We start from the raw sequence: 12,513 nt of genomic DNA, 5'->3' as shown, positions 1-12,513 counted from the left end.
GAGTGGACCGGTACGGCGAAGCCCCGGGGCACTCGCCCCGGGGCTTCGGACCAGCTCAGCGGTCAGCGCGCCGGGACTCTCTCCGGCGTCGTCGTGAGGACGGCTGCAGCGCGCTTCATGCCGTCCACGCTAACAGCCGAACACCACGGCGGGCGAACGGTTTTCCGTCCGGTCCCGGCGCAGTTCCTTTTGGCGCGGCTCCTCCCGGCGCAGCTCCTCCTGGCGCAGTTCCTCCTGGCGCGGCTCCTCCCGACACAGGGCGTCTCGACGCAGGACCTGTCGGCGCAGCCCCTCCCGACCGAGGACCCGTCCGCGCGGGTCCCCTCAGCGCAGCACCTCGCAGCCGCGTTCCGCCAGGGCGGCGAGCAGCGGCGGCGCCGGTTCGACCGGGTTCCAGCGCAGGTCCAGCTTCTCCAGCGCGGGCAGCCCCGCCGCCCCGTCCGCCAGCCAGTCCGGCAGCGCGGTGATCCGGTTGCCGCGCAGGTCCAGTCGGCGCAGCCGGGGCAGGCCGGCCAGGGCCGGAGGCACCTCGGTGAGCGCGTTCTCGCGGAGCTCGAGTTCACGCAGTTCGGCCAGCCCGCCGAAGGAGTCCGGCAGACCGGTCAACGCGTTGCCGCGCAGCCAGAGTTCGCGAAGTGCGCGGAGGCCGCCGAGCGACTGCGGCAGCGCGGTGAGCAGGTTGTGCTGGGCGCGCAGCTCGACCAGGCCGGTCATGGCGCCGAGCTCGGAGGGGAGTTCGGTGATCCGGTTCTCGCCGACGTTGAGGTAGCGGAGCGCCGTCAGCCGGCCGAGGGCGGCCGGGAGCCCGGTGAGCGCGTTGTCGTGCAGGTAGAGGAAGTCGGTGAGGCCGGGGAGGTCGCCGAGCTCCTCCGGAACGGCGGCGATCCGGTTGTGCCCGAGGTCGAGGGTCCGCAGCCGGCGCAGCCGGCCGATCCGGGGCGGGACTTCGGTGATGCCGGTGTCCGCGAGGACGAGGACGGTCAGATCGGTGCGGTCCCACACCTCCTCGGGCACGGTGCCGAGGTGCTGCCGCCAGAGATCGAGGATGATGTCGGTCACCGGGCCATCCTCCCGCCCGGACGGCGCCCGGGCACCGTGGTCCCCCGGTCGCTCACGATCGCCCCCGGCCGGTTCCCGAGCGCTCCCGGGCAGCACCCATCGCTTGACGCTTGCATGCCATGCTCGGGAGGATGCCGGAACCGTCCGACGAGCAACGCGCCGACCGTCCTCGCCCCACCCTCCGGTCGGCCGGGAGAGGGCCCCCCTTGGCCGTCCATCCACTGATCCGACGAGCCGGCCGACTGGCCGGCGCCGTCCTCCTCGCCCTCGCCGGGGCGCTGACGGCCGCCGGTCCGGCCCACGCCGACTTCGGCACCGACTACCACGACCCGTTCACCGCGGCGAAGCCGATCACCCGGCCCGACACCCGCTCCTGCACCGTCGAGGTGATGCACGACCAGCCGTTCCGCAACGGCTACGGGAACCCGCCGGACACGCCCTACAACACCACCGTCACCCCGCCCGCCGACTGCGCCGGCCCCTGGTCCGCGGTCGTGCTCGACCTGCACGGGCAGGTCGCCGGACGGCAGTTCGACCGGCTGTTCACCGTCCGGGTCGGTGGCGTGCAGGTCCTGCTCTCCTCCACCCCCGAACCGTCCAAGGACGGCATCGAGTGGGCGCTCGAACGTGATGTCACGCGCTACGCACCGCTGTTCGCCGCCGGGCCGCAGCCCTTCGCGCTCGACCTCGCCAACGTCACGGACGACACCTACACCGGCGTGTTCCGGATCTCCGCGAGCCTGACGTTCTACACCGCCTCCGCCCGTTGGCCCGCCGCCAGGACCGCCGACCGGCTGCTCACCACCGGGCCCTTCGGACTCGACCGGGCGACGCCGAGCGCCGGCACCGACCTCACCTTCCCGCCCAACCTGGAGCGCCTGACCGCCGAGGTCTACGCGCGCGGGGGCGGCGCCTGCGAGGAGTTCGCCTACGCCTCCGCACCCGAGGAGTTCGCCCGCGCCAACGCCGGGACCGGCGTCTGCGGCCAGGGCCCGTTCCGCGAACTGCGGCTGAGCGTCGACGGACGGGTGGTCGGCGCGGTCTGGCCCTACCCCGTGATCTACACCGGTGGCTGGGACCCGCTGCTGTGGCGGCCCACGCCCGGCATCCTCGCCTTCGACCTGCCCGCTTACCGGCTCGACCTCACCCCGTACGCCGGACTGCTGGTGGACGGCCGGCCGCACCGGGTCGCGATCGCCGTCAACGCCACCGAGGCCCGCAGCAACGACCTCTGGACCGGCCAGGTCAACCTGTTCGCCGAGGTGGACCACGGCGCCGCCCGCACCACCGGCGGGCTCACCGACTACCGGGTCGCCCCGGAGGCCGCGACCACCACCGCCCTCCGCGACCACGGCGGCGGCAGCGGCGACTGGACGGTCACCGCCGCCCGGCACGACCTCGCCCGGGGCTGGCTGCAGACCTCGCACGGCCGGATCACCACCGAGGTCCGCGACGAGCTCGTGTTCGGTTCCACCCAGCGCTTCCGTGCGAACGGCAACGACCTGACCCTGCGCAACCGCACCGACCTCACCCGGACCACCGCCAGCTGGGGCTCCGGTCCCCGGCGCACCAGCACGGTCCACGAGAGCCAGCCGCTCGACGTCAGCTACCGGTACACCCAGGACGCGGCCGGCAACACCGACCAGATCACCTCGATGGACCTCGGGCAGCACCGCGAGGCGACCACGGCGACCGGCGACCGGGTCACCGGACGCAGCACCGTCGACCACACCCTGCGCCCGACCGCCCACCGCCACGACGGCGACACCACCGTCCGCACCGGCAGCGCCACCGAGGACTACCGCAGCACCGGCCCGGACGGCCCCTACCACCGCACCGTCACCACCGTCGACGGCTGGCCGGTCGGCCAGGGCGCCGCTGCCGCACCGGACCGCGGCGCCGGGCCCCTCCCCCGCACTCCGGGGGCCGACCGGAACCCCGCCTGACGGCCCATCACATCCGACGGCACTTCACGGCCGAAGGCGGCCCGGGGGCCGGGGCCGGGGTGCACGATCCCCGGGCCCGCCCCTCCCGAAGGCGGCCCAGGGGCCGGGGCCGGGGTGCACGAGCCCCGGGCCCGCCCCTGAACCCGGCCCCGCGGCAGGCCGCCGAGGGAGCGCGGGGCCGGCGGAGACAGCCCCCGGCCCATCCGGAACACCGGGCGGGCCGGATGTGGATACCGGCGATGCGGATCATGGTGGTCGGCCCGTCTCGGGAATAATCGCGTGGTGCCGGTCCGGCAACAACGGCCCTGTCCGCGCCCACTGCGCGGCAGTCGACGGCACGACCCGGAGCAACGGTCCGACGATCGGAAGGAAATTCCCTACCCCCGTTCGCGGCACAGCAGTTCGGCCGCCGGCGTGCGCAGGTAGAGCACGCTGCGGCCGGTGCGGTGGCGGGCGGCCAGGCCGGCGTCGTGCAGGGCGGCCAGGTGGTGCGAGACGGTGGGGGCGGACAGGCCGGTGCGGACGGCGAGTTCGGTGGTGGTGGCAGGGGCCGCCAGTTCGGCGAGCAGCCGCGCGCGGGCCCGGCCGAGCACCCGGGCCAGGCCCGCCGGAGCGGGCGGGGCCGACTCCCAGAGGGTGGCGACACCGCGCGGCGGGTAGACCAGGCCGGGCTGCCAGGGCGGATTGAGCTGGGAGAACACCCCGGGCCAGGCGAACACGGTGGGCACCAGGACAAGTCCGCGCGCGCCGTCCAGCCGGCGGTGCGCGTCCACGTGCCGGTGGCCGATCCGCAGCAGGTCGTGCTCCCAGCTCACCGACGGGTGCAGGTCGGTGAAGAGTCCGGCCGGACCGTCCGCCGCCAACTGCCGGGCCCGGCGCAGGATCTCGCCCTCGGCGAGGCGTTCGATCCGCTCCCAGTACGGGGCGATCGCGGCCTGCCAGTAGGCCTGCGCCTCGGCCGCCAGCCGCCGGGTTCCGGCCACCGGCTCGGCGTACAGCTCTGCCACCAGTGGCGGGAGTTCGCCGCCGATCCGGTCCAGGTCGCGGCGGACGGCGGCCGGGTCGAGCGCGGTCAGCTCGGCCAACTGCTCGGCCAGGGTCGGGCTGCCGACGACCGGCACCGGGGTGAGGAAGTCCGGCACGTACCGCGTCGGCAGCCGCACCAGCTGGGAGAGCAGCTCCCAGCTCACGTCGGCGAGCTCGCGGCGGGCCCGGCGGGCCCAGGGCAGGTGGACGGCGCTGCGGCCCGGGTCCTTCAGCGCCTCGACGCTCGTGGTCAGCTCGCACAGCGGCGAGCGGGCGAACCTGGTGCGGGCCAGGTCCTGCGCGGAGAACTCCCAGGTCAGCATCGGCTCCCCGACGGTCGGCGTGGCGAGGATTCGAGCTGTGTCGAATCCATGGGCTCCGACGATCATCGCAGGCAGCCTGGCCCCATGACCACCGCCACCCCCGTCCCGCTCCGGGACCGCCTCGGACTGCCCGCCTCGGCCGGCCGCCACCGCCCACTGATCGGCGCGCACCTGATCGACAGCCTGGGCACCGGCCTGGTGCTCGCCTTCACCCTGGTGTTCTTCGCCCGCACCACGGCGCTGTCGCTGACCACCGTCGGCGCGGCGGTCTCCGCCGCCCGACTGCTGGCCCTGCCGGTCGCCCCCGTCGTCGGCCCGCTGATCGACCGCCACGGCGCCCGGCCGGTCGCCGCCTGGGCCAACGCACTCTCCGCGCTCGCCTACGCGGGCTTCCTGCTCGCCGACCGTGCCTCGCTGATCGTGCTGGTCTGCCTCCTCGCCCAGGCCGGCCAGGCCGCGTACTGGACCGCCAGCACCGGGCTGGTGGTGCTGGCCGCCCCGGCCGGGGAGCGCACCCGCTGGTTCGCGCTGGTGCAGACCCTGCGCAATGCCGGGCTCGGCCTGGGTGGCGCGGCCGGCGCACTGCTGGTCGGCGACGGCGGGACGGGCGGCCTGCGGGTGCTGGTGGCGTTGAACGCCGCCTCGTACCTGGCGGCGGCGGTGCTGCTGGCCCGCTGGCGGCCCGCCCCGGCCGAACCGCCCGCCACCCGGGCAGCGGCCCGGGTCCGCTCAGGGGCGGGCCAGGGAGCGGGCGGCTACCGGGCGGTGCTGGCGGACCGCCGCTACCTGCTCATGGTGGTGGTGAACCTGTCCTCCGTGCTGGCCTCGATGGTGCTGAGCGTCCTGCTCGCGGTGCACGTGACGGCCGCCCTGCACCTGGACGCTTCGCTGGCCGGCGCGCTGCTGGTGCTCAACGGCGTCCAAGTGGTGCTGACCCAGAGCCCGGTCTCCCGCCTGCTGGAAGGCCACCGTCCGACCCGGACGGCGGCCGCCGGGGCGGGGCTCAACGCCGCGGCCTTCGCGCTCTTCGCCGTCCTGCCGGCCGACGGTCCGCGCTGGCTGGTGCTGTCGGGGCTGGTCGTCGCGATGCTGGTCTACAACCTGGCCGAGACGGTGGCCACGCCCGGCCGGGAGGAGTTGAGCGTGGCGCTCGCCCATCCGGCACGACGCGGCCGGTACCTGGCGGTCAAACAACTCTCCTGGAACCTCGGCCAGGCACTCGCCCCCGGCCTGCTCACCCTGCTGTTCGCACACGGCCCGGCCTGGCCCTGGCTGTTCCTCCTCGTCACCTCGCTGGCCGCCGTCCCCGGACTGCTCCGACTCGAACGCCCGTTCGCCGACGTTCCCGACACTCCCTCGGAAACCGGACCCCTCGCGCGGCACTGACATTCCGCCGGGGGCCTCCCGAAGCGGAGGGGGTCCACACGGGGTCCAACGGGGTCCACACGGGGTCCACGCGGTGTTCCCGCACCCCGCCGACCATCGCCGGACGTCGCAAGCGCGGCTCGCGAGGCGGGCTGCCCTCCACGATGCGGGCCTTCTCGCCCGAGCCGCTCGACGATCAGCCGGGAGCGTCCCGGCTCATCCGGAACACCGGGCCGCGCGCTGTGAACGGCAGCACGGCACCGCGCGGGACGAGGAAGGCGTGCTCACGGCGCAGCCTCAGCACGTCGCACTCGCCGTCGGTGATCACGAGCACGGGTGCGCCGGGCGGGAAGTCCTCGGCCCGCTCCAGCAGGTCGATGCCCGGCTGGAGCACGGTGCCTCCCCGCCCGTGCACCCGGAGCCGCCCGGCGATCTCCTCCACCGGGAGGTACCCGGCGTCGTGCACGGCGGCATCGCAGTGCACCACCCGCGCCGCCGGTACGTCCCGGGCGGCGGCGTAGGAGGCGATCGCGCCGAGCGCCTTGCCGAGCAGCGACCGGTCCATCGAACCGGAGGTGTCCAGGACGACCCCGAAGGTGCAGCGCGGCACCTCCTCCTCCGGGTGGTGGCGGCCCGCCCTGGGGATGTCCGGCGTGGCGGACTGCCGGCGCGCCGGGCGGGCGTAGCTGCGCACCGGCTCCGGCCGGGGCACGAACTCGTCGAACCAGCGCGCCAGCAGCGCGTCCCACGGCAGCGGCGGGTGGGCGAGGGCACGGACCTCCTCGACCAACCCGGCCGGCAACAGGCCGCGTTCGCGCCCGTGCAGCTCGAAGCCCTGCTGGAGGCCGCGCCGGTAGAAGTCGTCGAGGTCCACGAAGTCCCGCGGCGGTCCCAGCCGTTCGCCGAGGACGTCCGGGCGGTTCTTCCCCGCCAGGGTGGCGAGGCGGCGGATCCGGCGCCGGTCGCGGACGATCCGGTCGTACACCTCCTCGGCCGACAGCCCCTTCAACCGCGGGTCGTGCAGCAGCCCGTCCGGCATCTCGCCGACGCCCATCTCCAGCAGCCAGCCGTTGATGACGTAGTCGGCGGCGACGTTGAACAGGAACGGGTCCCGGCCGCCGCGGCGCTCGCCGTGCCGCAGGGCGGCGTGCAGGATCTCGTGGCCGAGGACGAACCGCCACTCCTCGTCGGAGTAGCGGCGCAGCGGGTTGACGTAGATCTCCCCGACCTCGCTGTCGACGGCGGCGACGGCGATGTCGTGGGCCCGGGCCAGTTCGGCGTCGGCCACCACGGTGAGGCCGGCCGCGACGACGCCGAGCAGCGGGTACGAGGAGACGAACCAGTTGAGCGCCCTCGTCCAGGGTCGCTCGGGGAGGCGTTCGCCGGTATCGGCGTCGAACCGTCCGCCGGCCCGGTCCATGGCGGCGGACATGGTGCGGGTGAGCGCGGCCGCGAACTCCACCGTCCAGTCCTCGGGCGGCCCGTGGCCGCGCCACTCCAGCAGCAGTTGGTCCTGCTCGGCGGTTCCGGCCGTTCCCGCGGTCCCGGCGACCGCGGGCGCGGGCAGGCCGTCGCGGCGCCACCGGGCGGCCAACTCCTCCTCGCCGCCGCCCGGGTACTCCTGCGGGAGGACGACCGGGGCGCGGCCGACCGGGAAGGTGGCGAGGAAGCGGTTGACCACGGTGCAGCGGGCGGCGGACTCGAAGGCGTCGGGCCGGGTCCGGGTGCCGCGGGCGCCCGGGAGGTGGCCGAGGCCCAGGTGCAGCAGGGCGTGCGCCAGCACCCAGGCCCACTCCTCGGGTTCGGCCCGGCGGCGCGGGTTGACGTGCAGGGTGCCGTTGGAGTCGGCGACCACCCAGCCGTCCGGCGGAGCGGCCTCGCAGTCCTGGGTGCGGCAGATGTCGGCGCGCAGGGCGGCGAGGGCCGGATTGCGGCGGAGCAGCCGGACACCCTCCGCGAACGCCTCGGTACCCGGGTCCGGCTCCCCGCGGTCGGCCCGGGCGCGCCTCACCGGCGGGCCTCGACCAACCGGGGCATGTCCCGGGCGGCCTCGATCAGGAACCAGGCGGGCAGCACCGGAATGCCGTCCGCACCGTCGGCGATCACGGTCCGGGCGACCTCCACCGAGATCTCGGCCAGCTGGACCAGCAGCGACTTCGCCCGGAACGCCGTCTGCCGCTGCGCCCCGGAGGCGTGCTCCTTCTGCGCGGGCAGTTCCTTGACGAGTCGGCTGCGGAAGGCGTCGGCGAGGTAGTAGAGCAGGTCGCGGTCCTCCACCCGGTGCGGCCAGCGCGCGTCGCCCTTGAGGATGGCCTCCAGGCCGTAGGAGTTGCGGACGATCTTCGCGTAGCCGCAGAAGGCGATCGCGTGCTGGGCGGTGAGCAGCCCGTGGGCAACGACCTTGAGCGTCCCCTCGTCCAGGGTGGGCCCGAAGGAGTGCAGCGCGTCGGAGAGCATGTGCCAGGCGCGCGGGGTGGAGAACGGCTCCTCGGTCTTCGGCGGCGCGGACCACAGGTGGTCGGGCCGGTCGGTGAGGTGGTCGACGATCCAGGGGTGGATGCCGGCGCCGCCCGCCCAGCGCAGCCAGTCCTCGGCACTGGCCCGGAGATGGACGTGGACCATGCGGTTGACCAGGGCGGACGCCATCGGGCGGGCGAGCGCGCCGTCGGTGGCACGGTTCCCGGCGCCGATCACGATCGAGCCGGGCGGAAGCTCGTAGGAGCCGATCCGGCGGTCCAGGATCAGCGAGTAGAAGGCCTTCTGGACGTCCGGCGACGCCGCGTTGAGCTCGTCCAGGAACAGGCAGTAGGGCTGGTCGCGGGCGATCTGCTCGGGCGGGCAGAAGCGGGAGCGGCCCTCGGGGGTGAGCTGCGGCACGCCGATGAGGTCCTCCGGGGCGAGCTGGGTGCCGACCAGGCTCACGCACTCCAGACCGAGTGCCCCGGCGAACTCCCTGACCAGGGAGGACTTCCCGATCCCCGGGGCGCCCCAGAGGAACACCGGGCGGACGGTGGCCAGACCGAGCAGCAGTTCGGGGATCTGGGCGGGCGAGACGCTGACTGCACCCTGCACGGGGCTCCTTCGCGGCGACGGTGCGTGACCGGCCCAGTGTGCGGCGGGAGTCGGCCCGGGCGCACCTGGATTTCCGGGCCCGGGAACGGATCCGCTCCCGGGCCCGGCGCGCCGGTCGGTCACCGGCACAGCGGCCGTCGAAGGGGGCAGCGGCCCCCCACGGAGTCGGCGGCCGACGAGTCAGCGGCCGACCTCCCGGGCGCGGAAGTCCTCGACGGTCTCCCGCCGGACCAGCAGCCGCAGCCGCCCCTCCCGCACGGCGGCGACCGGCGGCCGGCCGACCAGGTTGTAGCCGGAGGCCATCGAGAGCTGGTAGGCGCCGGCGGCCGGAACCGCCAGGAGGTCCCCCGGGCGCAGGTCGGCCGGGAGCGCGGCCCCGTGCACCAGGACGTCACCGGCCTCGCAGTGCCTGCCGACCACGTCGAAGGTCGCCGTCGGGCCGTCGGCCGGCCGCCCGACCGTCCGGACCTGGTAGGCGGAGCCGTAGAGGGCGGGGCGCGGGTTGTCGCTCATGCCGCCGTCCACGGCCGCGAAGGCCCGTCCGTCCGTGCCGCGCTTGACCGACAGGACGCGGTAGAGCGCCACCCCGGCCGGAGCCGCGATCGCCCGGCCGGGCTCCAGCAGCAGCCGGGGGACGGCGAGGCCGTGTTCGGCGCAGCGGGCGGCGAGCCGGGTGGTGACTTCGGCGGCGAACCGGTCCGGGTCCAGCTCGGCGTCCCCGGCGAGGTAGCGGACACCGTAGCCGCCGCCGAGGTCGAGCTCGGGAAGTTCGACGCCGTGCCGGTAGCGGATCTCGGCGAGGAGCCCGACCAGCCGGTCGACGGCGGCGAGGTAGGGTCCGGCCTCGGTGATCTGGGAGCCCAGGTGGCAGTGCAGGCCGGTGAGCCGCAGGCCGGGCTGGCCGAGGATCCGGGCGACCGCGTCGGCGGCGTCCCCGCCGTCGATCCGGAAGCCGAACTTCTGGCCGTCGACGCCGGTGCGCACCGCGCGGTGGTGCCCGGCGGCGACCCCCGGCAGGACCCGCACCAGGACCCGCTGCGGGGCGTCCGGCCCGGCCGGGGCGGCCAGCCGGGGGATCTCGGCGGCGCCGTCGACGACGATCCGGCCGACCCGCAGCCGGCGGGCGAGGCGCAGTTCCTCGGGAGTCTTGGCGTTGCCGTGCAGCAGGACGCGCTCGGGCGGGAAACCGGCGGCAGCGGCCAGGCGGAGTTCGCCCGCGGAGCAGACGTCGAGGCCGAGTCCCTCCTCGGCGGCCCAGTCCACCACCGCGCTGCACAGGAAGGCCTTGGCGGCGTAGCAGACCTCGGCCGTCGGCAGGGCCCGGCGGAAGGCCCGGGCGCGGTCGCGGAACTCCTGCTCGTCGAGCACGTAGAGCGGGGTGCCGAAGCGGTCGGCGGCCTCGGCCAGCCCGACGCCGCCGATCAGCAGATCGCCGTTCGGACCGGGGCGGGCGGAAGCGGGCCACGGGCTGCCGAGCGGAGCGGCGGGCGACGGGGAGGAGTGGGAGGTTCGGGAGGCACGGGAGGACTGAGTGGGCCGGGGGGACTGGGGGGTGCGCAGGGTGGTCGTCACACGGTGCTCCTGGTCGGAACAGAGCGGAAGGGGAGGGCGGCGGTTCGGCGGCTCGGCAGGCCGGCCGACGGGTGCTCAGTCCTCGTAGTGCATCGCGTGGCGGCAGTGCGCGGAGCCCGCCCGCCGCTCCTCGGGCGCGCGCTCCGCCACCGTCGCGGCGGCCGCGCCGGACCCGGGGTCGAAAACGGTGCCCTGCAGCAGCCGGCGCAGCAGGGCCTCGTCGGCGGCGCCGGACAGCCGGCGGTTGCGGGGGTCGTCGGAGATCACCTGGAACTCGGTCATGACGGGTCGTCGTCCTTCCGGTCGCGGCGGGGCCTCGGCCGGTCCCGCTCGCAGCTCCAGTCCACCCCCGCCGGTCGCGTTCCGCACCGGCTCTTGACGCAGGGCGTACGCGAACCGGCCCCGCCTTGACGGCACCTTGACGGGGGCGGCGGTCCGAGCGGGGGTGGACCGGAGCTGCGAGCGGGATCCACGCTCCACGCGGGGTCCGCGGCCCGGTGCGACGCGGCACGTCGCACCGGGGCCGCGTCAGGCGCGGCGGGGGACCCGGTGGGTGCCGGTCATCGAGGTCACCAGCGAGTACAGCGAGGTGGTGGCGGTGATGAAGAGGCGGTTGTGCTTGGGACCGCCGAAGGTGAGGTTGGAGACGGGCTCGGGGACGAGGATGCGACCGATGAGGGTGCCGTCCTCGGCGTAGCAGTGGATGCCGTTCTCGAACGCCGCGGCCCAGAGCCGTCCGTCCCGGTCGAAGCGGATGTTGTCGAAGCGGCTGTCCCCGCCCTCGATGTGGACGTCACCCCCGGCCAGGGTGCCGTCCTCGCGGATGTCGAAGGCACGGATGTGCCCGGCACGGCTGTCGGAGACGTAGAGGCGCCGCTCGTCGTGGGAGAGCAGGACCCCGTTGGGCCCGCGGAAGCCGTCGGCGGCGAGCTGGACCTCGCCGCTGCCCGGGTCGATCCGGTAGAGGTTGCAGGCGCCGATCTCGCTCTCGGCGGCGTGACCCTCGTAGTCGCTGGTGATGCCGAAGTCCGGGTCGGAGAACCAGATCGCCCCGTCCGAGCCGACCACCGCGTCATTGGGCGAGTTGAGCCGCTTGCCGCCGTAGTGGCTCGCGAGGACGGTGACGGTCCCGTCGTGCTCCGTCCGGCTGACACGCCGGTTTCCCTGCTCACAGGTGATCAGACGGCCCTCGCGGTCGAGGGTGTTGCCGTTGCTGTGCCCGGCCACCGGACGGAAGGTACTGATCGCTCCGGTGGCCTCGTCCCAGCGCAGGATCCGGTCGTTGGGGATGTCGCTCCAGACCAGCTGCCGCCAGGCGGGCAGGTAGAGCGGACCCTCGGCCCAGCGGCAGTCGCCGTGCAGCTGCTCGAGCCGGGTGTCCCCGTAGGTGCAGGGGCGGAAGCGGTCGTCCAGGATCTCGTACAACCCGAACTCGATATGACCAGACATCATTCATGTCCTATCGCAAACAGCCGAACGTGATTCCGATGATCATGAGTATGGCAGAACCAGGTATGGTTCTGCCATGGCGATCGAAAATCTGGACGACACCGACCGGGCCCTGGTGGCGTTGCTCCAGCAGGACGCGGGCCAGGCCTACGCGGCACTCGGCCGCGCCGTGGGGCTCTCCACCGCCGCCGCCCACGAGCGGGTGCGCAAACTGCGCGAACGCGGTGTGATCCGCCGCACGACGGTGGAGGTCGACCCGAAGGCGCTCGGCCTCGGGGTGCTGGCGTTCGTGATGGTCGACTCGTCCGCGTGGATGGGCGAATCGGCCGGGGCGTTCGCCGCGATCCCCGAGATCGAGGAGGCCCACATCATCGCCGGCGCCGCGTCGGTGCTGGTCAAGGTGCGGACGCCGACGACGGAGCAGCTCCAGGACGTGCTGCGCCGGCTCTACGCGATCGAGGGCGTCAACGGGACCCGGGCCACCGTGGTGCTGGAGTCCTTCTTCGAACGGCCGCCGTCACCGGCGCTCTGACCGCCACGAGCGGCCGGACCTGCCGCCGGCGCTCCGGCGACCGCCACCGCCACCGCCACCGCCACCGGCCGGACCGGTCACCAACCGGCCCGGTCACCGGCCGGACGCGCCACCGGCCGCCGGAAACACGACGGGTCCGTCCGGCGGGAGGATCCCCGCCGGACGGACC

General features: G+C 74.7%; 10 protein-coding genes. 3 read left to right on the top strand and 7 right to left on the bottom strand.

The genetic code is table 11. The annotated features are described in order from the left end of the window. Positions 1 to 324 precede the first annotated feature (324 nt). Positions 325 to 1,059, bottom strand: coding sequence for a leucine-rich repeat domain-containing protein (locus BLU95_RS36295; RefSeq protein WP_093863728.1), 735 nt, complete (start codon positions 1,057 to 1,059; stop codon positions 325 to 327). A gap of 206 nt (positions 1,060 to 1,265) precedes the next feature. Between BLU95_RS36295 and BLU95_RS36290 the strand changes: the two genes are divergently transcribed. Further along, positions 1,266 to 3,005 carry a peptide-N4-asparagine amidase gene (locus tag BLU95_RS36290; RefSeq protein WP_159425146.1) on the top strand — a complete coding sequence of 580 codons (1,740 nt, stop codon included), beginning with the start codon at positions 1,266 to 1,268 and terminating at the stop codon, positions 3,003 to 3,005. Between the two features lie 377 nt (positions 3,006 to 3,382). Here the strand turns inward: BLU95_RS36290 and BLU95_RS36285 are convergent, their stop codons facing one another. After that, the gene (locus tag BLU95_RS36285; RefSeq protein ID WP_231978065.1) at positions 3,383 to 4,420 is read right to left on the bottom strand and encodes an ArsR/SmtB family transcription factor; all 1,038 of its coding nucleotides are present in this window, start codon (positions 4,418 to 4,420) and stop codon (positions 3,383 to 3,385) included. Positions 4,421 to 4,438: 18 nt separating this feature from the next. Here BLU95_RS36285 and BLU95_RS36280 point away from each other — a divergent pair, with 18 nt between their 5' ends. Beyond that, on the top strand, positions 4,439 to 5,740 hold the full coding sequence (locus tag BLU95_RS36280) for an MFS transporter (protein ID WP_159425145.1): 1,302 nt from the start codon (positions 4,439 to 4,441) through the stop codon (positions 5,738 to 5,740). Positions 5,741 to 5,915: 175 nt separating this feature from the next. Here BLU95_RS36280 and BLU95_RS36275 read toward each other — a convergent pair whose 3' ends face one another. The 5 genes from BLU95_RS36275 to BLU95_RS36255 form a co-directional block, all read right to left on the bottom strand. Further along, on the bottom strand, positions 5,916 to 7,730 hold the full coding sequence (locus BLU95_RS36275; RefSeq protein WP_093863724.1) for a vWA domain-containing protein: 1,815 nt from the start codon (positions 7,728 to 7,730) through the stop codon (positions 5,916 to 5,918). Next, positions 7,727 to 8,791, bottom strand: coding sequence for an ATP-binding protein (locus BLU95_RS36270; protein ID WP_093863723.1), 1,065 nt, complete (start codon positions 8,789 to 8,791; stop codon positions 7,727 to 7,729). The genes BLU95_RS36275 and BLU95_RS36270 overlap by 4 nt, the downstream gene beginning before the upstream one ends. A 180-nt stretch (positions 8,792 to 8,971) precedes the next feature. Beyond that, positions 8,972 to 10,363: a diaminopimelate decarboxylase gene (gene lysA / locus BLU95_RS36265; protein ID WP_231978064.1), complete on the bottom strand. Its 1,392-nt coding sequence runs from the start codon at positions 10,361 to 10,363 to the stop codon at positions 8,972 to 8,974. A 75-nt stretch (positions 10,364 to 10,438) separates the two neighbouring features. Next, a complete protein-coding gene (locus BLU95_RS36260; RefSeq protein ID WP_093863722.1) occupies positions 10,439 to 10,645 on the bottom strand; it encodes a hypothetical protein in 207 nt (68 codons plus the stop codon). Between the two features lie 246 nt (positions 10,646 to 10,891). Then, positions 10,892 to 11,812, bottom strand: coding sequence for an SMP-30/gluconolactonase/LRE family protein (locus tag BLU95_RS36255; RefSeq protein ID WP_093863721.1), 921 nt, complete (start codon positions 11,810 to 11,812; stop codon positions 10,892 to 10,894). Positions 11,813 to 11,903: 91 nt separating this feature from the next. On the opposite strand from BLU95_RS36255, the gene BLU95_RS36250 reads away from it, so the two are divergent. Then, a complete protein-coding gene (locus BLU95_RS36250; RefSeq protein WP_093865389.1) occupies positions 11,904 to 12,344 on the top strand; it encodes an Lrp/AsnC family transcriptional regulator in 441 nt (146 codons plus the stop codon). Positions 12,345 to 12,513: the final 169 nt, after the last annotated feature.

The organism is Streptomyces sp. TLI_053, from assembly GCF_900105395.1.
Lineage (GTDB): Bacteria > Actinomycetota > Actinomycetes > Streptomycetales > Streptomycetaceae > Kitasatospora.
This window is presented reverse-complemented; position numbering and strand designations above follow the sequence as displayed.

Bases quoted from the DNA above. Each gene is read 5' to 3' on its own strand.
- BLU95_RS36280 (WP_159425145.1), top strand. From the start codon at position 4,439: ATGACCACCGCCACCCCCGTCCCGCTCCGGGACCGCCTCGGACTGCCC.
- BLU95_RS36285 (WP_231978065.1), bottom strand. From the start codon at position 4,420: ATGATCGTCGGAGCCCATGGATTCGACACAGCTCGAATCCTCGCCACG.
- BLU95_RS36255 (WP_093863721.1), bottom strand. From the start codon at position 11,812: ATGTCTGGTCATATCGAGTTCGGGTTGTACGAGATCCTGGACGACCGC.
- BLU95_RS36260 (WP_093863722.1), bottom strand. From the start codon at position 10,645: ATGACCGAGTTCCAGGTGATCTCCGACGACCCCCGCAACCGCCGGCTG.